Below are 18,709 nucleotides of genomic sequence, written 5' to 3'. Positions count from 1 at the left end.
ATACCCCCATATAGGACTTTTATATTTCATTGTCCTATATGAGGGTAGCATATCACTATGCGTATTCCCCACGCATAGCCTTTTCGTTAATATCTTGTACCATTTGAACCTATTCCCTTCTGCATTCCATAAAAAGCTGAAAGGCACACTTGAATCCTTGCGTAAAACCAATTTCTTCTCCTATCTTAGCAATCGCAAACGCCAAATCAGCACCCTCACGTCCAGTTTTATCTTCAACCTGGATAAAAGCCTTGTTCTCTTCCAGAAGTTTTCTGACTTCTGACAGTAATTTTTCATCCTGCCAGCCGCTCCGTCCTAGTTCTTCCAGTTCCATGCTATATAATTTTCTTATCATACTGTCCATAATGTTCCGAACCTGCTCTGGTTCCATTTCTCCCTTCTATGAGCATATTTAATTTTTTACATCTTGTTGCAGATTTGAAGATATAAAAAAAGAGACCAGAATTCAAATTTCCAGCCTCTTCCATTTCTCTATAAGCAATAAAAAACTTTGTCAATACCGTCTCTAACTATTAATCTTTAACCCTTTAATCGTTCCAACAACATCTGATAATGTCTTTGTCCGATATGCCGTCCTGCACGCTGCAAACCATCAACACACTCTCTTACCTCATCAGCCGTTAATTCATGTTCCTCATATGCTGCTATAAGAATCCCTATGGTTCCCATAATTCTAAGTCCCATCTGTGCTGATACATTTCTTCCTTTGGCTTCATCCATCAGCAGTAAATCCGCTTTTAATTCATCCGTCAAAACAATTGCTTCACTCTCCCCCTGGTCAAGACCAGTTGCTCTTTTCAATATACTGACTGATTCAAGGTTATTGACCGGCTTTACTGCAATAAACTCCTTCTGTCTAATCAACTGAGCTTCCAGTTGAAAGCGTTCATCTACAGTTAATTCATTAAAAACTGCCTCTGGAATAAGAACTTCTCCAAATAGTTTTTCAAGCAAATCCAACTGATTGATTTTTAGAAGTGATATCAGCGGTGTGGTATCTGACACAACGATCATACCGCAGTCTCCTTCTTTTTAAGTTCTCTGAAAGTATTTAATTCATCATCCAGATCATCCATAGTCATATCAAAATAGGAGTATCCCAACTTATCATACAAATCTATCAGATCCGATTTTCTGATACCCAATATTTCTGCAGCCCGACCATGGGATATTGTCTGATTTAATATATAAGGATAGAGTAATAGTGCATTTCTGGTAAGCTCAGTTTCTGGTGTCATAGTTACCAGATATTTTGACATTCCTACCGGAACTTTAATAGTTACAGATTCTGTTGTTACCATAATATCACATCCCTTCTCTGTGCGTCATGTAATTATCCTTCAACAGTTTGCTCCTTTTTTATATTATAGCTAATATTCTCCTTTTCTACAACTGATACATTGAAAAATAAGTTTTTCCTCGCTCTCTTATTCCACTTTCATGTCCAAAATATGTCCAAGATGCCATCCCCAAATATGAATCCCAGTAAACTTCGACACCCGATTTTCCGCGTATTTACGCCATTTCGCGCCCTATCAAACCATGCCGTTTATAACCCCTTATTTAATTATTTATACTCCCCTCGAAACACCCGGTAGCTCCCCTACCGGGTGTTTCTCTTTGGATTTATACTCTCCCCGAAACATCCGGCAGCTCCCCTTTTCAAATCCCCTGTATCTCTACTTCTGCATTTTCTGTATCTGTATCCTGGGAAGAATGCTCCAGCCAGATCATATCCCCTTCTAAAAGATAAAATTTTCTCTCATTATCCTGTGCCAGCCCATACATCGCACTGTGTCCATTATGTTCTACACGAATATTCGCATACCCTTTTGTCACAGTGAAGATATAAGATCCTGCTTCCAGGTCTGTTCCCACCAGTAGTAGATCATCACCTGTCAAAGTAAGAACTGTGTCCGCTTCCTCCCAGGAATCTTCTGTCAGGTTGTCATACGTTTCCTGATAAGCAGAGTCTGTCCTGTCCTTCAATTCTTCGATTACTGCCGGTACAACACTGATCAAAATAATCAATGCCATAAACCATATGACACTTCCTCTTCTCCGTTTCCTTTCCCTATTGACAGTTCTGGCGGCTGGCTGTGCATTTCCTCTCACAGTCTGATGCGCACCTTGACTTCTCCCTGCCGCCCTGGTGCCTCTCCCTGTGGCTGGCTTTGACCTTTTCTGTCCATCCTGCGGATACTCCTGTATCTTCTTATCACCCAAAGGACGTTCCTCATCCTCCATCATAATCCTGGCTCTCCAAGAGGCATGCTTATAATGATCTCTTCGATTCTCATTCAGGTGATATAAAATCTCATCATTTCGATATGGCATGCCGCAAAGCTTGCACCTTCCATTGACAATCGGACCGCCGCATACCTGACATTCTTTTCTCATTGTAAAACTCCTTCCTGCCATCCTCATACTACAGCCATATTACATCTATTTTTCCTTCTAATATTAATATATTATCTATTTTATATAATTCTTTCAAGGTGTAAATTGCCATTTACATATTTTCCTGTTATAATTATACTGTTCTTTGCACAGATATCTTTTTATGACTGTAAAGATGATTTTAAATATATAACAAGGAGGTTCCTATGGAACAACTGATCATTCCCATGGGTTATCATGCAGACCTGAATCTCCACGATACCCAGGTAGCAATTAAAACTGTCAAAGATTTTTTCCAGCAGACACTGGCACAGAAGCTGAACCTTCTCCGTGTATCAGCCCCTGTTTTTGTTGATCCTTCATCCGGCCTTAATGACAATCTGAATGGCGTAGAACGCCCTGTAAGCTTTGATATCAAAGGCCAGGAGCAACCAGCTGAGATCGTCCATTCCCTTGCCAAATGGAAAAGATATGCCCTCAAAAAATACGGCTTTTCCCATGGGGAAGGTCTGTACACTGATATGGTAGCCATCCGCAGGGATGAGGATCTGGATAATATTCATTCTGTCTATGTAGATCAGTGGGACTGGGAGAAGATCATTTCCAAAGAAGAGCGCAACATGGAGACCTTGATTTCCACGGTTCGTACTATCTACAGCGTTCTTCGGAAAACAGAGAAATATATGGCTGTACAATATGACTACATAGAAGAGATCCTGCCCCGGGAGATTGCTTTTGTTTCCACACAGGAGCTGGTAGATATGTATCCGGAGCTCACCCCAAAGGAAAGAGAATACAAGATCGTCAAAGAAAAAGGTGCTGTTTTCCTGATGCAGGTAGGAAAGACCCTTACCAATGGAGAACGTCATGACGGCCGTGCCCCGGACTATGATGACTGGGAATTAAACGGCGATATCCTGGTATACTATCCTGTACTTGACATTGCCCTTGAGCTTTCTTCCATGGGTATCCGCGTGGATGAAGATACTCTGGATAAACAGCTGACAGAAGCAGGATGTGACGACCGGAGAGAGCTTCCCTTCCAGAAAGCGGTTCTGAATAAGGAGCTGCCTTATACCATCGGCGGTGGTATCGGACAGTCACGTATCTGTATGTTCTTCCTTCGCAAGGCACATATCGGGGAAGTCCATGTTTCTCTTTGGCCAGAGGAGATCCAGGAAAAAGCAGCACAGGGCGGCATACCGCTCTTATAAAAGAACAGGAACGAGGGATCCATTGTGAATATATTATTTTTTTTAACCCCCAAAAGCGAGGTAGCATATATTTTTGAAAATGAAACCCTGCGGCAGACTCTTGAAAAAATGGAACACAGAAAATTCTCCTGTATTCCCTTATTAAGTCCGGACGGCAAATACACCGGCACGATTTCAGAAGGAGATCTTCTCTGGGGCATGCAGCGTTTGGAGATCTCAGACCTGAAAGATGCAGAGAGTGTACCGATCATGGCCATTCCACGCCGTGCCAATTACAAGCCGGTACATATCAATTCTGATATGGAAGATCTGGTAGACCGTGCCATTAACCAGAATTATGTTCCGGTTGTAGATGATCAGGGCTTTTTTATCGGGATCATCACCCGTAAAGCCATCATTAAATATTGTTACTCTGAAATGCAAAAACGAGACTGTTGATCAGCCTCGTTTTTCTTTATACAAATTATGATTTCACAGATTGCTCCCTGCTTTTCGCTCCTGCAGTCCTTCCCAATATTCTTTTTTTCACAATACCTTGGAAAGGAATTCCTTAAGTCTTGGATTCTTGGGATTTTTAAAAAATTCTTCAGGGATATTTTCTTCCTGGATTTTCCCATCATCAATAAATACCACTCTTGTTGCCACTTCCCTTGCAAATCCCATCTCATGGGTGACAACTACCATAGTCATGCCACTTTCTGCCAGCTCTTTCATCAATTCCAGAACTTCTCCAACCATCTCCGGGTCAAGTGCTGACGTAGGCTCATCAAAAAGCATCACATCCGGATTCATTGCAAGGGAACGTGCAATGGCAATACGCTGCTTCTGTCCACCGGAAAGCATGTCCGGATAAGCATTGGCCTTGTCTGGAAGACCAACCCTTGCCAGCAGGTCATCAGCCTTTTTAGAAGCCTCTTCCTTTGTCATCAGCTTTAATGCAACCGGAGCAAGCATGATGTTTTCCTTTACTGTTTTGTGAGGAAACAGATTGAACTGCTGGAACACCATCCCGATTTTCTGTCTGTGACGGTTAATATCTACCTTAGGATCTGTAATATCTGTACCTTCAAACAGGATTTTACCTCCGGTAGGCTCTTCCAGAAGATTCAGAGAACGGAGAAATGTAGATTTACCGGAACCGGAAGGCCCGATGATCGCTACTACCTCTCCCTGACAAATATCTGTGCTGATCCCATTCAGGACCACATTGGCACCAAAAGCTTTTTGAAGCTCCTGTACCTGGATCAGGACTTTTGATTTATCCACGCTCATTCGTACGCAGCCTCCTCTCCAGTTTGTTCATAAAGTAAGTAAGAGTCATTACAAGTGCCAGATAAATGGCAGCTGCTGCAAACAGCGGCCAGGTAGGATCATAAGTACGGCTCTGGATCAGCATTGCGCCCTTTGTCAAATCCATCATACCGATGTAACCCACCACTGAAGTTTCCTTGATCAAAACGATAAATTCATTAACCAGTGCAGGCAGTATATTTTTAAAAGCCTGAGGGATGATGATCATGCGCATTGTCTGGGAGAAATTCAGTCCCAGGCTGCGTCCAGCCTCTGTCTGCCCCTGATCAATGGACATGATTCCTGAACGGACGATCTCTGCCACATAAGCGCCGGAATTAATACCAAAAGCAAGACCGCCCACAATGATCTTATTCACAGTTACTGAGCCAAAAATAACAAAGTTCATAATCAGCAGCTGGATCATGGTAGGCGTACCACGAATCACGGTAAGGTATACACGACAGATCCCATTCAAAAACCTGAATTTTCCATTCTTGTCATGTGCAGAACGGATGATTGCCACAATAAAGCCGATGATCACGCCAATGATCACTGCGAAAACTGTGATCTCCAGCGTTGTTTTTAATCCGTCCAGCAGCCACTGATATCTGTTTTCTTTAATAAAATTCAGATAAAATCCATGTTTAATATTTTCCCACATAATTCTTCCTGTTTTCCTTGAAAAGAGCTGTTGGCAATCCATATGTCAACAGCTCTGTAGTTTACGGTATAATTCTTATATTCTGTTACGTATTATTTATGCCTTTGGTGTCAAAGCACCAAAATCCTATTACACATTATTTCTTTACAATGATTACCTGGCTTGCATTTGCATAGGTATCTGTAAAGTCAACATTCTCTTTACGATCATCAGTAACAGTCATGCCTGCTGCGCCAAAATCTGCTTTTCCGGAATTCACAGCTGCAAGAATGGAATCAAACTCCATGTCCTCGATCTGAAGCTCGTAGCCAAGCTTATCGCAGATTGCCTGTGCAATATCAGCATCAATACCAACGATGTCGTCGCCATCATGATACTCATACGGCTCAAACTCTGCATTGGTAGCCATTACAAGTGTACCATTGGAACGATCCACATCCTCTGGGGACTCGTAAGGATGCTCACCGATCTCATCGCCAATGTAGTTCGCCATGATATCATCGATCACACCTTCATCTTTTAACTCTTTCAGGGCACCGTTCATCTTGTCCAGAAGGTCAGTATTTCCTTTCTTTACGCAGATCGCATACTCTTCTTCCACAAAAGGGTCGTCCAGGATTTTCAGATCATCATTGTTCTCAACAAACTTCTGTGCCGGCTGGGAATCAATGATCACGCAGTCAATCTGTCCTGCCTTTAATGCCTGAACAGCTTCACTTCCTTTGCTGTAACGCTCTACAGTAGAACCCTCACTCTCATATTCAGAAGCATCCAGATCTCCTGTTGTACCAAGCTGAACACCGATGGTAGCTCCCGGAAGATCATCCTTTGATTCTACAGCAGCAGATACGCTGGCTGCCATGGATACGGTCATTGCTGTACTCAGTGCCAGAGCAGCAAACTTTTTTGAATTTTTCATAACCTTTTCCTCCTCTTCAGGCATTGTATGCATAAAGCCTGTATATTCTTTCATTTTTATTTTATAATTCTACCATGAATTTCTTAAAATGCAAGAGTAGACTTGAATAAACATGCAGTTTTTTATAACAATTTTTATAGCAGTATTTCTTTTCGTTCACACTTTTATAACATTTTTCCTTTATTATGGATAGCATAACTTTCCAGACCAAATAACACCTATAAGGAGGCTTGATAATATGAAGTTTACAAAAATGCAGGGAATTGGCAATGATTATGTATATATTAATTGTTTTGAAGAAACGGTAAAGGATCCATCTGCAGTTGCCAGATTTGTCAGCGACCGACATTTCGGCATAGGTTCGGACGGTCTGATCCTGATCCGCCCATCCCAGGTGGCAGACTGTGAAATGGACATGTACAATCTGGACGGCTCACAAGGTGCCATGTGCGGCAACGGGATCCGTTGTGTTGCCAAATATGTATTCGATCATGGAATCGTAAATAAAACCAGCATCTCCATTGCTACGAAAAGCGGCATAAAATATGTGGATCTTACAGTCAAAGATGGCAAAGCCAGCCTGATCCGTGTAAATATGGGATCGCCCATCCTCCAGGCCACACAGATCCCTGTAGTTGCAGATACGGAGCAGGTGATCGATGCGCCTATCCAGGTAGATGGACAGGAATATCATTACACAGCTGTTTCCATGGGAAACCCTCATGCCATTGTATATGTAGAAGATACAGACAGCCTGGATCTTGCCAAGATCGGTCCATCCTTTGAAAACCATGTGAATTTCCCTGATCGGATAAACACAGAGTTTGTACAGGTACTGGATGAGCATACTGTAAAGATGCGCGTATGGGAGCGGGGTTCCGGCGAGACACTGGCCTGTGGTACAGGCGCCTGTGCAGTAGCCGTTGCTTCCATCTTAAACGGCCACGTTTCACCAGATACCCCGGTCACTGTGAAGCTGCTTGGCGGCGATCTTCAGATCTTCTGGAACAGAAGCGAAAACCTGGTTTATATGACAGGTCCTGCAGTAACTGTTTTTGATGGCCAGATCGATCTTTCCTTCCTTGGAGAATAAAATACCCCGGGATCATGGATCCCAGGGTGGTACATTAATAAAGCATATGAACATTTTACAGAAAAGCCATGATCCGTTCCACAATAAAAACTGCCCCACAGGCGATCAGTGCAACGGTGAGAAGGCTTTTCTCTTTATATGCAGCGATCAGTGCTGCACCAAACCCTGCCACTGCTGAGATCCTGCTGGCAGTAGCAGACAGGATGGCCGGAAATGTCATTGCAGCCAGGCATGCGTAAGGCACGTAATAAAGAAATGATTTGATATATGGATTTACAATTTCTTTTTTTGCCAGTGTAATGGGCAGAACTCTGATCAGATAGGTCACACCTGCCATTACCAGAATATATATGTATACATTATGACTCATGTACTTCATCCTCCTTCACCGGACACAAATAAGCAGCTCCGCCTGCTGTCACTAACGTGGTGATGATGATCACAAAACCGGATGAAACTTTATTTAATCCTGGTACAACTGCAAATAATGTGCTGACTGCCATAGCAGCCACAACCACCAAAAGCACTGCCTTGTTCTTCTTTGCCGGCGAAATGATCACTGCCAAAAACATTCCATAGATAGCCACCCCAAGTGCGCTCATGATAAAATCCGGGAGCAGGCTTCCTGATATGGCTCCCAGAAGCGTTCCAAGAGTCCAGCCCGGAATTGCCATGCACATGGCACCATAATTATAAAAAGCACTCACCTTTCCCTCCTGGCTGGCACTTACACCAAAGATCTCGTCTGTAATGCCAAATGCCACCAGATATCTGTGTGCCCATGGCTCATCTCTTCGCATTTTCTGTGACAGAGAAAAGGACATAAGACAATATCGCAGATTGATCACCAGCTGAGTCAATGCCATTTCCCAGTATGATCCGCCTGCCACAATAATATCCAGGCCTGCAAACTGGCCTGCTGATGTAAGATTGGTCAGGGAAATCAGTACAGCCTGCCATATGCTAAGGCCGGAAGACACTGACATCATTCCAAATGTAAATGAAACTGCCAAATACCCAAGACCAATGGGTATTCCGTCTTTGATTCCTTTTTTGAAGCTTTCATTCTTCATCGGATTGTTCCCCCCCCTGGTACCATATCATATCTTTGACACATAAGCCCGGTTAGGCAGATAATTTGGTCTGCCCTGACGTCCGCTTAAAGAATAAGGCATTGCAAAATATGTATCTACAGAGCTTGCCAGTGCCCAGTCCGGATCATACACCTTGCCATTCACCTCAGCCCATCCATGGCCTCCTGATGAAATAGCGTATACCTCTTTATATCCTACAGCACTTGCCATAAATGCAAAGGCAGCTCCATAAGAAAAGCAGTTGCCTTTTCCTCTAAAAAACATGTCTTCAGCAAAATCCATCTCCCAGCCATTTCTTGGAGAAAAGCCTCTCCAGCTGAAATATCCGAAATTCTTCTTTGCATATTCAAAACAGATCTTCAGCTTTTCTTTCTTTGGCATCAGAGGCTTTGTGATACGCTCCACTGTCTGATTGGCTGCAAGCAGGATACGAAGTCGTCTAAGGCTTGCACTGTCCTTTTTTGCTTTTCCTGTACGGTCGATGGTGATCCCGTTCACCTTTACAGATTTAACCATACTCCCATTAGAACCTCTGGCTATGTTGAAGTAATAATAATCATTGCCAATCTTCTGCCAGCCTACATGCTGTGCTCCTTTTTGGTCAAAATAAAAAGTCTTTTTACCGATCTTGGAAAGCCCGGTAAGCTTTTTACCCTTTTCGTTGTAATAATATATGTTCTGGTTCTGCTTTTTCCACTGCTTTTTGTATCTGGCTGCAGCCTGGGTAGGTACTGCCAAAAGCATTACAGCCAGAAGCATTACAGCACATAATAAAAATCTTTTTCCTGTTTTCTGTTTCATTTCCCTCTCCTTATCATCCAAATATTCTTTTTTCTTTCAGGCCAGCTGCCTCCGACAGATATTTTACAACATCTGCTGCCACACATACAACATCTTCTTCATGCATAAATTGAGTTATTTCAGAATCAAACAGCATATTTGCCTGTGGATCAAACTCTTCATCCCCATCCCAAAACAGGACAGCTATATTAAGAAAAGGAAAAACAGGCAGCACATACCCTGCATCTCCCTGGGGAAGCCTGGTACCGCCCAGAGCTTCACATGCCTTTTTCAGTTCTTCCACATGTCCTGAAAAAACAGTCTGAAGTGTCTGAATCACCGTCTCCCGATATGCCTTTTCAAAAGGATACACCCTCTTTACCTGCCTGAAAGGAACCAGTTCTCCTGAGGCACAGGGATTTTCCACAGCATAATAAAAAGTATTATAAATCACCATTTGGGTATTAAAACCAACCTCTCTGTCCGGTTCCTCCCTTCTTTGGATCTTTCCGTTTTTCCTGCCCACCCTGTATTCATGATTAAAATAGATAATATAAATATAATTGTCATCTGCGCAAAGCCTGAACTTATTTATTATTTTCTCCTGATCCATTTCCTTTAGAAACTTTTGTCTCCAGTTCTCTGTCACATCATCATAATTTGACATTTTCTTCCTCCCATTAGCTGATCTGCCAGCGGATATGACTGCCGTTTTCATCTTTTGTTACGATCAGCTGGTCTTCCATTTCCTGCTTCAGCTCTGTTACATGAGAAATAATCCCGATCAGCCTGGAACCAGATGCCATATCCTTCAGCACACGCACTGCCTGATCTCTGGAATGTTCATCAAGGGAACCAAAGCCTTCATCAATAAACATCATATCCAGATCCACAGATGCAGAAGAAGCCTGGATCTGATCCGCCATTCCAAGGGCCAGGGACAAAGCTGCCATAAAGGATTCTCCTCCGGAAAGGGTACGCACTTCCCGTACCTTCCCGGTAACTGCAGAATACACCATCAGGTCCAGCCCTCTGTTTTTCCCCTCACCTGCACGTTCCAGTTCGCACAAACGCAGCTGAAACTGTCCGGCAGACATTTCTTCAAATCTTTGATTGGCAGCATACAGGATCTGCTGCAGATAATATCTTTGTACGTAGGTTTCAATATCCATTCTGGCTCCAGATACTTTCCCTGCCAGCATATTGTACAGCTCTTCCAGCCTTCTGTGCTCCTCCATGATCCTTGCCCGCTCCTCCATCTTTGGAGATAAGGCATCCAGGCAGTCCCTATCTGCCTTATGGATTTCTTTAATCCTGGTCAGATGATCCTGCAGCTCTTCCAGCTCCTCCAGGGTTGTTTTCACTTCCTCTGAAAGTCTTTCCATGTCTGGTCTTTCTCTGCCATTTATGAATTCCACAGCCTGTTTTTGCCTGTTGGCTGCATCCAGCTTTCTTTCCTTATAAGCCTCCACCTGGTTCTGGAATTGCTCTAGCTGCTGATTGTCGTACAAAAGCAGTTCTTTCATCTGCTGCAGGGTCAGGCCTTTTTCCTGAAGCTTTTTCTCAAATATCTGTTTTCCCAAAGCAGTGTCTTTTTCCAGAACAGGCAGTTCTTCTTCACATTTCGCAAGAAGAGCCTCCATCTTTTCTACATTTGCTTTGATCTGATCCAGTTCTTCCCTTGTCTTTTTCCAGGTCTTCTCTGCATTTGTCTTTTTCTCTTTCATCTGAGCCAAAGCCTGTAATGCCTCTTCCTTTGAAGAATAGCCTTTGCTTTGCTCCAGCTGCTGTAAGGCAGCCTGTTTTCCCGCAAGAAAATTACTGCATTTTGTTACCAGCAAAAGAGCATCTTCACTGATCTTTTGCAGCTCCTCTTTCTGTTTTTCCCCATCCTTCAGGCTCTTCTGTATTCCTGCCAGTTCCTTTTCGGCCTGCTCCAGACGGAAATTTTCTTTCTCCACATCTGCATTCCATCGGATGGAAAAATCCTTCAGATAATTCAGCAGTTCCTTCCATCCGCCAGGAACTGGTATATTCTCCTCTTGTCCAAACTCCGCCTGTTTCATCTGCTGCCAAAGCCTGTCCGCTTCCTTTTTGAAATATCCCTGTTTTTCTTCAAGCAGCTTCTTTCCTGTGCCGGCCAGTCCAGCCTTTTTCTCCTGATCCTCCTGTAAAACCGTAAGCTCCTCTCCCAGCTTCTGAAGCCCTTCTCTTGTGAGGGTCTGATGTTCCAGCGGGATCTGGCAGGGGGATGGATGCTCCAAAGATCCACACACAGGACAGGGCTGTCCCGGACGAAGCTGTTCTTTTGCAAGAAAGCCTGCCTGTGCATCTAAAAATACAGTCCTTTTCACTGTGTACTCCTGGTTTTTCACATCATATAGATTCCTTGCTTTCTGATAATCCATCTGAGCTTTTTCTGCCTGCTTTTTCTGTTCCACAGTATCTTTAGCCAGCTGCCACAGCTGGGAGAGTTCCTTCTGGAACCGGAGCATATTCTCCTGTTTTGCCTGCCATAAAGCTCTTTGTCTGTCCGTAACCGACAGTCTTTCTCCCTGCTCTTTCCATAAACCAAGTCTGGTCTCCAGCTCTTTAAGACTGGTCTGGGCATTTTCAAGAGTCTGGCCTGCCAGTCTGGATTCCTGCTCTTTTTCTTTGATTTCCTTTTGAAGCGCAGCCATCTTCCGGAATATTTCCAGGGAAGCCTCCACCTGTTGGGAAACCTTTGCAAAAATCTCCTGTACTTTCTTTTGCTGCTCCCTTGCCTTCTCCTCACTTCCGGCAGCCTGCTCACAGGCCTTTTTCATCTCAGGCAATTCTTCCTGATAATGTTTGATAAGGGTTCTTGTATTTTCTACCTGCTTCTTCTGATCTTCATACCTTTGGTATGTCCCATGCAGCTCCTGTGCATCCCTGATCTGCCGGATCTGTATCGTAAGAAGCTGCATCCGCTCCTGATCCTCTTCACACTCTGCCAGTACTCTCCTTGCCTCATCAAGCTGTACAAACTGGTGGCACAGGGAATCTGCCAGATTTAGCTCATCCCTTTTTTTCAGATAAATACGGTTCTTTTCTTCCACCTGCTTTTCCAGACTCTCTTTTTCTTTTCTCAGTCTGCTGCACAATCCTTCCAGCTTTGCCAGCAGATTTTCCATGTCAACTACAGACAGCCGTTCAGACTCCAAGATCCGCTTCTTTAATAAACTGATCTCTTCTATATCCGGATCTGCTTCCGGAATCACCAGATGGGATGTTTCGGTCTGGCAGACCGTACGGATCCGTCCGATCTCAGACAGTTTTTCCCTTTTTCTTTTTCCCAGTTCTTCCACAATATCCTGAAAGATCTGCGTATGAAACAGCTTCCGGAAAATCTCTTTTTTGGTATCAGACTTCGCCCGCAGAAGCTCCATAAACTCTCCCTGTGCGATCATTGCCACCTGCATAAACTGGCTTTTAGTCAGTCCCAGAATTTCTACCAGTCTGGCATTCGCTTCCTTCTGAGGATATTCCCGCCCGTCTGGCATAAATAAAGATACTTTTTCCTTTTCCTCAATCTGCCCCTGTCCTCTTTTATTGGGTCTGAAATGACGAGGATTACGACGCACCACATATATTTCTCTTTCTCCGCCGTATCTGGCAGAAAATTCAAATTCCACATAAGGCTCAACGGAAGGATCTGCATACTGGCTTTGCAATTCTGTGCCGTTTTTCTTATTTACACCGGAACTTGCTTCTCCATAAAGTGCAAAAACAATGGCATCAAAAATCGTGGTTTTCCCGGCGCCTGTGTCTCCGGTGATCAGAAACAGATTCTGATCAGCCTTTGTAAAATCCAGTATCGTCCTGTCCCTGTAAGAACCAAAGGCCTGCATGGTCAGTTTTATAGGCCGCATATCAGTGTGCCTCCTTTACGCAGTTGATCACATCTTTCAGAAGCTCTCTTTCCTGCTCATCCATGTCCTTCAGAAAAGAACAGCACAGTTCAAAAGGATCTTTCTGAATCTCTCCATTTACTTCTCCGCTGTAATCTGCTGTACGCAGATTCTCACGTCGTATCTCAAGAAGTCCTGGAAAAGCACAGCGAAGCCTGTCCTGCATATCCATAATATCCAGATCTGCCTTATCGTTAAGGATCACTGTTACATAATCCTCACAGCTTTGATTTACCACTTCTTCCAATGTTCCCCGTATCACCCGTATCTGATGCAAGGGCTCAAGCGGAAGCACGCTCACACATACATCTCCTTTTGCGCCCATTTCTACCTGCAGGATCCCTTTTCGCTGGCCGGCCTCGCTGACAGATGTTGGAAAAGGAGTCCCACAGTATCGTATCACCTCACTGCCCACCTTCATTGGCTTATGGATATGGCCAAGGGCTGCATAATCAAACGGCTCAAGCACACTGCTTTGGACTTCGTCAATATTACCCACTGTACGGATTTCCGAATCCATTCTCGGAATATCTTCTGCCCTGGTGCCGGATGGCAGGTAAAACTGATGGCTGACGATCACGTTACGTTCTTCTTTCCTGATACTTTCCCTCTGGATCAACCTACGCACAGTCTCATCATAGGAAAGATTATTGCCATTTTCATCACTGCCAGTGATAGCCTTCACAGTGGATGGCTTTACAAAAGGAAGCAGGTAAAAATTCACTTTTCCCCAGGAATCATGAAGGCTTACTTTCTCTATATACTCCCCTTCTCTTTGCGGTGGCTGCCCGATCATGTACAGCTTCTGTCTTGCAAGTACAGACCGGAAGCAGTTCACTCTGGATGCACTGTCATGATTACCGCTGATCATCATAACTACAGTCTCCGGTGCTGCCTGTGCAAGCCCCTGGATAAAACGGTCAAACACTTCCACTGCCTCCGCAGATGGCACTGCCTTATCGTAGATATCCCCGGCGATCACAATCGCATCAGGTTTTTCCTTCTGTACGTATTCTGCAATTTTCCCGAAAATATATTCCTGATCCTGACGCAGATCCCGATTCTGCAGCTTCAAACCTATATGCAGATCTGATAAATGAAAAAACTTCATACACCCTGCCTCTTTCTGCTTTATATGTGCTTTTTATGTGCTTTTTATGTATTTTTTATCATACCATACTCCGCACGCAAAAAAAAGACAGGGCAGGTACATCTTTTATGCACTCTGCCCTGCTTATTACTGTTCACTTTGTTCGCAGTAACCCTTTCTTCTTATTCACAGCACTTAATCTTCTTATAGCTATCATCATCTCATAGCTATCCTTGTTTCTTATTCACATGATCTTCTTATAGCCACCCTTGTTTACACATTTCACCATCTGCTCCAGTTCCTCCATCTCCCAGCTGCAAGCCTGCCCAGGGTCTCCTTTGAACCACACGCAGGTTCCGCAGGAAGAGCTTAATGTCCTTGGCACCGGCATGATCCGGCTTTCAAATCCGGCCTCTTTACACTGCTTGTGGAATGCCATGGCTCCAAAATGGGAATAAAAAGTAGCTATATACGCTTCCTTCATTTTTTCAGTGTAAGGATATAATCCTCACCCTCTTCTTTGTAAGATACTTTATATCCCTGATGGGTTGCAAACCGTGTCACATTTTCCTTTGCCGTAGGATTATCCACCAGGATCTGGTACATGCTTTCTCCTGCTTCCAGTGCCTTTTTGGTCAGGATCACCGGTTCCGGGCAGGAAAGCCCTCTCGCATCAACAGTTCTCATTTCAGGCTGCTCCTTTCTTTCTTATGGAATTACAAGCTGCAATCACCAACAGTACTACAATTCCCACTAATACCGCTGCTTTGCCATTTGCTGTAGGGCCTTCTGCGGAAGATGCCAGGCCAAAATTATGTGCAATAGCAGCACCTGCTGCCAGCCCGATCACAGTAACTGCAGAATCTGTATTTCCTTCTCCTGCCAGTACCAGCTGACGCATAGGACACCCGCCAAGAAGGACACAGCCGAAACCTGCCAGTGCCATTCCCAATGCATTCCAAAGTCCGTCGGTATGTGCAATGGGCTGTCCTGCAAATCCAGGATTCCAGAATCCCAGGATTGCATTTCCAATAAATGCAGCTACAAGAATAGCCAGGAATCCACTAAGAAGCTTCCATTCTCCAAACAGCACTACATCACGGATACCGCCTACCATACAAAGTCTTGTTCTCTGTGCCAGTGCACCTACCACCAGTCCGGCCACAAGAGAGATCCCGATTGCAGCGTGCTTTGCCCCAGGGCCTCCATCCGTTTCTGTAAAATGGATAAATGCAGGTGCAGCTACCAGAAGTGCAAGGATCACCAGCTGCAGCACCGTAAAAATCGTTCCTTCTGTTTTTTGCATGGAATAAGAACGCTTCAGAGTATATCCTTTTTTCAGGAAAACAACACCCAGAAGGATTCCGCCTACAAATCCAAGGATTCCAAATAAAGCATTGAAATCTCCGCCTGCCAGACGCAGGATCATACGGAAAGGACATCCAAGGAACATCAGGCATCCGATCATAACAAACATAGCAATGACAAATCTTGTCACTGGTGCAGAGCCGCCTCTTGGCTTAAATTCCTTTGTAACCAAAGCCAGGATAAACGCCCCCAGTACAAGCCCTACGATCTCCGGACGTATGTACTGTACTGCTGCTGCTGAATGGAATCCCAGTGCTCCTGTGGTATCTCTGATAAAGCAGGCAATACAAAAGCCCATGTTTGCAGGATTACCAAAGAAAACCAGCCCTACAGCAATGGCTCCGATAATAAGTCCTGCCGCAATGATCAGGATGGTTTCTTTTTTTGTGGTTGAATCATTCATACTACTCTTTCCTCCCTACCTGAATATACAGAAATTTTATCATTAAGCCTATTTTTATTCCAATTAATTATTAAAGTGTTTTTTGCCGATTTATAGATTTTATCAATATATTGTGGTACACTAATTACAAGAATGATTCAGCAGGTAACTGTTACATCACTAAACAGTTATGTATCAACACCATATCTGCTAAGTATGTTTCCTATAACCTGCTGAGTAGTTGGTAAAATTAACAGAAAGTCAGGTTTCTATCATGACAGACAGAATTTATTTCGATCAGGCAAGTACCTCTTTTCCCAAAGCCCCTGGAGTTGCCAAGGCAATGTATGCCTATCTTACTAGCCTGGGAACGAATGTGAACAGAGGCTGCTATGAAGATGCTTATGCAGCAGAAGAAACAGTTTTTAATACCAGAAAGCTTCTGGCACAGCTTTTTCACTTTCCACTGACAAAAAATGTGATCTTAACAGGCAATATCACCCAAAGCCTGAACATGCTTTTAAAGGGACTGCTGCGGCCAGGTGATCATGTACTTGTATCTTCCATGGAGCATAATGCAGTGATGCGTCCACTTGTCCAGCTTTCCAGAGATGGCATTTCCTTTGACCGGATCCCCTGCCGCAGGGATGGCACCATGATCCTTGAACAGGCAGAAGCTATGATCAGGCCTTCCACAAAAGCTATCATTACTTTACATGCCTCTAATGTATGCGGCACCCACATGCCTCTGGCAGAGCTTGGTGATATCTGCCGCAGGCATCATCTATTCTTCCTGGCAGATACTGCCCAGACAGCAGGTATCTTTCCGCTGGATATGGAGCAATTACACATAGACGGTCTTGCTTTTACAGGACATAAAGGTCTTCGCGGTCCACAAGGTACCGGTGGTTTTCTTATATCCGGACAGCTGGCAGATCAGATGGAGCCTTTAATTTCCGGAGGCACAGGCAGTGTTTCCCATACAGAAGAGGTTCCTTCTTTTCTGCCGGACCGGTTCGAGCCGGGAACTCCTAATCTTCCCGGTATTTTCGGCCTGCACGCAGCACTTAAGGAGCTGACCCCTCTATCCATGGAGCAAATCCGTACAAAGGAGCTTTCTCTTACCGGATATTTTCTTGAAAAACTTATGGAACTGGATCCTTCTGAAAAGCATATCCGTATCATTGGAAGAAAGGATCTGTCCATGCGAAGTGCTGTGGTTTCCATCCAGACTTTGGATGAAGATATGGCTTCTGTGGCATGGCATCTTGATCATGACTATCATATCATGACAAGAGTGGGGCTTCACTGTGCACCAAACGCCCACAAAACACTGGGCACATACCCGGCCGGCACCATCCGCTTTTCCTTTGGTCCCCAAAACACAAATAATGAAATTGACTTCTGCATAAGGGCGCTGAAAGAGATCCTGGATCTTTAAGGCTTCCCGGAAAGGACACCTATGGAATTCAAACAACTGGAAGCCTTTGTGGCAGTAGTGGAATATAATAGCTTCTCGGAGGCTGCCAAACATCTTTATCTTACCCAGCCAACCATTAGTTCTCACATCCGTTCCCTGGAACAGGAGCTGAACTCCAAGCTGATCCTTCGGACTACCAAAAAGCTTACGGTTACAGCACGGGGGCAGCAGCTTTATGACTGTGCGGTAAATATACTAAATATGCGCAACACTTTGGTGGATGAATTTACTGGCAATGATAAAAAGATCATAGACCTTGGTGTTTCCACTATCCCCTCCTCCTACCTTCTGCCGGAGCTTCTGGGTGCTTTCAGCAGCCAGTCCCCTAACGTCTACTTTCATGCCTGTCAATCCCACAGCCAGGGAGTGATCATGCGGGTACTGGATGGCAGTATAGACCTGGGCCTTGTAGGCAGTAAAAGTGAGGACAAGGATTGTCAGTTTATTCCTTTTTGTTATGACAAACTGGTACTGGCCACCCCTGTAACCCCCTATTTTCTTAAAATGCAGGAACAGGGTGCACAGCTTGCCGATTTTCTGGACCAGCCCTTTATCATGCGGGAAAAAGGTTCCGGAACAAAAAAAGAGCTGGACCGTTACCTGGAGAGCCAGGGAATCAGCCAGTCTTCTCTGAATATTGTGGCACGGATGAATGATCTGGAAGCTGTGCGAAGATCCATTGTGCAGGGCATCGGGATTTCTGTTCTTTCCTACCGCTCTGCCAGGGATCTGGCAGATTCCAAACAGCTGCTGCTTTTTCCTTTGGATAAAGTATCATCTGTGCGTACCTTTTATATTGTATATAATAAAAACCGGATACTGAAAAGCCATGTAAAGCAGTTTATCCACTTTACAGAGGGCTTCTACCAGAATCCGGAAACACCTTAAAAATCACAAATTCAAGAATGCCTCGGCATTCTTGCTGCGAGGTGCGCAGGAGAAGTATGTCATGCAATTGCATGACATACTTCTCCTGCGCACC

General features: G+C 44.3%; 21 protein-coding genes. 5 read left to right on the top strand and 16 right to left on the bottom strand.

What is annotated here, in order from left to right; all coding sequences use genetic code 11:
- Positions 1-109 precede the first annotated feature (109 nt).
- The 4 genes from G5B11_RS16760 to G5B11_RS16745 form a co-directional block, all read right to left on the bottom strand.
- Positions 110-334, bottom strand: a complete 225-nt coding sequence (locus G5B11_RS16760) for a hypothetical protein (RefSeq protein ID WP_173729138.1) — start codon at positions 332-334, stop codon at positions 110-112.
- A 206-nt stretch (positions 335-540) separates the two neighbouring features.
- Positions 541-1,035, bottom strand: coding sequence for a DUF3368 domain-containing protein (locus tag G5B11_RS16755; protein WP_173729137.1), 495 nt, complete (start codon positions 1,033-1,035; stop codon positions 541-543).
- Positions 1,032-1,322 (bottom strand): hypothetical protein, encoded by a 291-nt coding sequence (locus tag G5B11_RS16750; protein ID WP_173729136.1) that lies wholly within the window; start codon positions 1,320-1,322, stop codon positions 1,032-1,034. The genes G5B11_RS16755 and G5B11_RS16750 overlap by 4 nt, the downstream gene beginning before the upstream one ends.
- A 361-nt stretch (positions 1,323-1,683) precedes the next feature.
- Positions 1,684-2,421, bottom strand: coding sequence for a hypothetical protein (locus tag G5B11_RS16745; RefSeq protein WP_173729135.1), 738 nt, complete (start codon positions 2,419-2,421; stop codon positions 1,684-1,686).
- A gap of 206 nt (positions 2,422-2,627) precedes the next feature.
- Here G5B11_RS16745 and asnA point away from each other — a divergent pair, with 206 nt between their 5' ends.
- Positions 2,628-3,635, top strand: coding sequence for an aspartate--ammonia ligase (gene asnA / locus G5B11_RS16740; protein ID WP_173729134.1), 1,008 nt, complete (start codon positions 2,628-2,630; stop codon positions 3,633-3,635).
- A gap of 24 nt (positions 3,636-3,659) precedes the next feature.
- Positions 3,660-4,073: a CBS domain-containing protein gene (locus G5B11_RS16735; RefSeq protein WP_173729133.1), complete on the top strand. Its 414-nt coding sequence runs from the start codon at positions 3,660-3,662 to the stop codon at positions 4,071-4,073.
- Positions 4,074-4,160: 87 nt separating this feature from the next.
- Here G5B11_RS16735 and G5B11_RS16730 read toward each other — a convergent pair whose 3' ends face one another.
- From G5B11_RS16730 to G5B11_RS16720, 3 genes are all read right to left on the bottom strand, one after another.
- Positions 4,161-4,907: an amino acid ABC transporter ATP-binding protein gene (locus G5B11_RS16730; protein WP_158421758.1), complete on the bottom strand. Its 747-nt coding sequence runs from the start codon at positions 4,905-4,907 to the stop codon at positions 4,161-4,163.
- Positions 4,894-5,589 carry an amino acid ABC transporter permease gene (locus tag G5B11_RS16725; RefSeq protein WP_173729132.1) on the bottom strand — a complete coding sequence of 232 codons (696 nt, stop codon included), beginning with the start codon at positions 5,587-5,589 and terminating at the stop codon, positions 4,894-4,896. The genes G5B11_RS16730 and G5B11_RS16725 overlap by 14 nt, the downstream gene beginning before the upstream one ends.
- Positions 5,590-5,725: 136 nt before the next feature.
- Positions 5,726-6,508, bottom strand: a complete 783-nt coding sequence (locus G5B11_RS16720; RefSeq protein ID WP_158421760.1) for a transporter substrate-binding domain-containing protein — start codon at positions 6,506-6,508, stop codon at positions 5,726-5,728.
- 238 nt (positions 6,509-6,746) lie between these two features.
- On the opposite strand from G5B11_RS16720, the gene dapF reads away from it, so the two are divergent.
- Entirely contained in the window at positions 6,747-7,601 is an 855-nt protein-coding gene (gene dapF / locus G5B11_RS16715) for a diaminopimelate epimerase (RefSeq protein WP_173729131.1), read from the top strand.
- 55 nt (positions 7,602-7,656) lie between these two features.
- On the opposite strand, the gene G5B11_RS16710 is transcribed toward dapF, so the two are convergent.
- The 9 genes from G5B11_RS16710 to yedE form a co-directional block, all read right to left on the bottom strand.
- On the bottom strand, positions 7,657-7,971 hold the full coding sequence (locus G5B11_RS16710) for an AzlD domain-containing protein (RefSeq protein WP_173729130.1): 315 nt from the start codon (positions 7,969-7,971) through the stop codon (positions 7,657-7,659).
- Positions 7,961-8,674, bottom strand: coding sequence for an AzlC family ABC transporter permease (locus tag G5B11_RS16705; protein ID WP_173729129.1), 714 nt, complete (start codon positions 8,672-8,674; stop codon positions 7,961-7,963). The genes G5B11_RS16710 and G5B11_RS16705 overlap by 11 nt, the downstream gene beginning before the upstream one ends.
- 27 nt (positions 8,675-8,701) lie before the next feature.
- On the bottom strand, positions 8,702-9,496 hold the full coding sequence (locus tag G5B11_RS16700) for a transglutaminase-like domain-containing protein (RefSeq protein ID WP_173729128.1): 795 nt from the start codon (positions 9,494-9,496) through the stop codon (positions 8,702-8,704).
- 13 nt (positions 9,497-9,509) lie between these two features.
- Positions 9,510-10,142 (bottom strand): DUF3786 domain-containing protein, encoded by a 633-nt coding sequence (locus tag G5B11_RS16695; protein WP_173729127.1) that lies wholly within the window; start codon positions 10,140-10,142, stop codon positions 9,510-9,512.
- A 13-nt stretch (positions 10,143-10,155) separates the two neighbouring features.
- Positions 10,156-13,368 (bottom strand): AAA family ATPase, encoded by a 3,213-nt coding sequence (locus G5B11_RS16690; protein WP_173729126.1) that lies wholly within the window; start codon positions 13,366-13,368, stop codon positions 10,156-10,158.
- 1 nt (position 13,369) lies between these two features.
- Entirely contained in the window at positions 13,370-14,518 is a 1,149-nt protein-coding gene (locus G5B11_RS16685; RefSeq protein ID WP_173729125.1) for an exonuclease SbcCD subunit D, read from the bottom strand.
- Positions 14,519-14,741: 223 nt separating this feature from the next.
- Positions 14,742-14,981: a DUF3343 domain-containing protein gene (locus tag G5B11_RS16680; RefSeq protein WP_173729124.1), complete on the bottom strand. Its 240-nt coding sequence runs from the start codon at positions 14,979-14,981 to the stop codon at positions 14,742-14,744.
- Entirely contained in the window at positions 14,978-15,184 is a 207-nt protein-coding gene (locus G5B11_RS16675; RefSeq protein WP_173729123.1) for a sulfurtransferase TusA family protein, read from the bottom strand. Before G5B11_RS16675 ends, G5B11_RS16680 begins: the two co-directional genes overlap by 4 nt.
- A gap of 1 nt (position 15,185) precedes the next feature.
- Positions 15,186-16,268: a YedE family putative selenium transporter gene (yedE, locus tag G5B11_RS16670; protein ID WP_173729122.1), complete on the bottom strand. Its 1,083-nt coding sequence runs from the start codon at positions 16,266-16,268 to the stop codon at positions 15,186-15,188.
- A 253-nt stretch (positions 16,269-16,521) separates the two neighbouring features.
- Between yedE and G5B11_RS16665 the strand changes: the two genes are divergently transcribed.
- Together G5B11_RS16665 and G5B11_RS16660 are read left to right on the top strand one after the other, a co-directional pair.
- Positions 16,522-17,688, top strand: coding sequence for an aminotransferase class V-fold PLP-dependent enzyme (locus G5B11_RS16665; protein ID WP_173729121.1), 1,167 nt, complete (start codon positions 16,522-16,524; stop codon positions 17,686-17,688).
- Positions 17,689-17,709: 21 nt separating this feature from the next.
- Positions 17,710-18,615, top strand: coding sequence for a selenium metabolism-associated LysR family transcriptional regulator (locus G5B11_RS16660; protein ID WP_173729120.1), 906 nt, complete (start codon positions 17,710-17,712; stop codon positions 18,613-18,615).
- Positions 18,616-18,709: the final 94 nt, after the last annotated feature.

This window comes from Blautia glucerasea (assembly GCF_013304385.1).
In the GTDB taxonomy this organism is placed as follows: Bacteria; Bacillota; Clostridia; order Lachnospirales; family Lachnospiraceae; genus Blautia_A; species Blautia_A ammoniilytica.
This window is presented reverse-complemented; position numbering and strand designations above follow the sequence as displayed.

Coding starts and splice junctions, on each gene's coding strand:
- G5B11_RS16760 (WP_173729138.1), bottom strand. CDS start 334: ATGGAACTGGAAGAACTAGGACGGAGCGGCTGGCAGGATGAAAAATTA.
- G5B11_RS16755 (WP_173729137.1), bottom strand. CDS start 1,035: ATGATCGTTGTGTCAGATACCACACCGCTGATATCACTTCTAAAAATC.
- G5B11_RS16750 (WP_173729136.1), bottom strand. CDS start 1,322: ATGGTAACAACAGAATCTGTAACTATTAAAGTTCCGGTAGGAATGTCA.
- G5B11_RS16745 (WP_173729135.1), bottom strand. CDS start 2,421: ATGAGAAAAGAATGTCAGGTATGCGGCGGTCCGATTGTCAATGGAAGG.
- asnA (WP_173729134.1), top strand. CDS start 2,628: ATGGAACAACTGATCATTCCCATGGGTTATCATGCAGACCTGAATCTC.
- G5B11_RS16730 (WP_158421758.1), bottom strand. CDS start 4,907: ATGAGCGTGGATAAATCAAAAGTCCTGATCCAGGTACAGGAGCTTCAA.
- G5B11_RS16725 (WP_173729132.1), bottom strand. CDS start 5,589: ATGTGGGAAAATATTAAACATGGATTTTATCTGAATTTTATTAAAGAA.
- G5B11_RS16720 (WP_158421760.1), bottom strand. CDS start 6,508: ATGAAAAATTCAAAAAAGTTTGCTGCTCTGGCACTGAGTACAGCAATG.
- dapF (WP_173729131.1), top strand. CDS start 6,747: ATGAAGTTTACAAAAATGCAGGGAATTGGCAATGATTATGTATATATT.
- G5B11_RS16710 (WP_173729130.1), bottom strand. CDS start 7,971: ATGAGTCATAATGTATACATATATATTCTGGTAATGGCAGGTGTGACC.
- G5B11_RS16705 (WP_173729129.1), bottom strand. CDS start 8,674: ATGAAGAATGAAAGCTTCAAAAAAGGAATCAAAGACGGAATACCCATT.
- G5B11_RS16700 (WP_173729128.1), bottom strand. CDS start 9,496: ATGAAACAGAAAACAGGAAAAAGATTTTTATTATGTGCTGTAATGCTT.
- G5B11_RS16695 (WP_173729127.1), bottom strand. CDS start 10,142: ATGTCAAATTATGATGATGTGACAGAGAACTGGAGACAAAAGTTTCTA.
- G5B11_RS16690 (WP_173729126.1), bottom strand. CDS start 13,368: ATGCGGCCTATAAAACTGACCATGCAGGCCTTTGGTTCTTACAGGGAC.
- G5B11_RS16685 (WP_173729125.1), bottom strand. CDS start 14,518: ATGAAGTTTTTTCATTTATCAGATCTGCATATAGGTTTGAAGCTGCAG.
- G5B11_RS16680 (WP_173729124.1), bottom strand. CDS start 14,981: ATGAAGGAAGCGTATATAGCTACTTTTTATTCCCATTTTGGAGCCATG.
- G5B11_RS16675 (WP_173729123.1), bottom strand. CDS start 15,184: ATGAGAACTGTTGATGCGAGAGGGCTTTCCTGCCCGGAACCGGTGATC.
- yedE (WP_173729122.1), bottom strand. CDS start 16,268: ATGAATGATTCAACCACAAAAAAAGAAACCATCCTGATCATTGCGGCA.
- G5B11_RS16665 (WP_173729121.1), top strand. CDS start 16,522: ATGACAGACAGAATTTATTTCGATCAGGCAAGTACCTCTTTTCCCAAA.
- G5B11_RS16660 (WP_173729120.1), top strand. CDS start 17,710: ATGGAATTCAAACAACTGGAAGCCTTTGTGGCAGTAGTGGAATATAAT.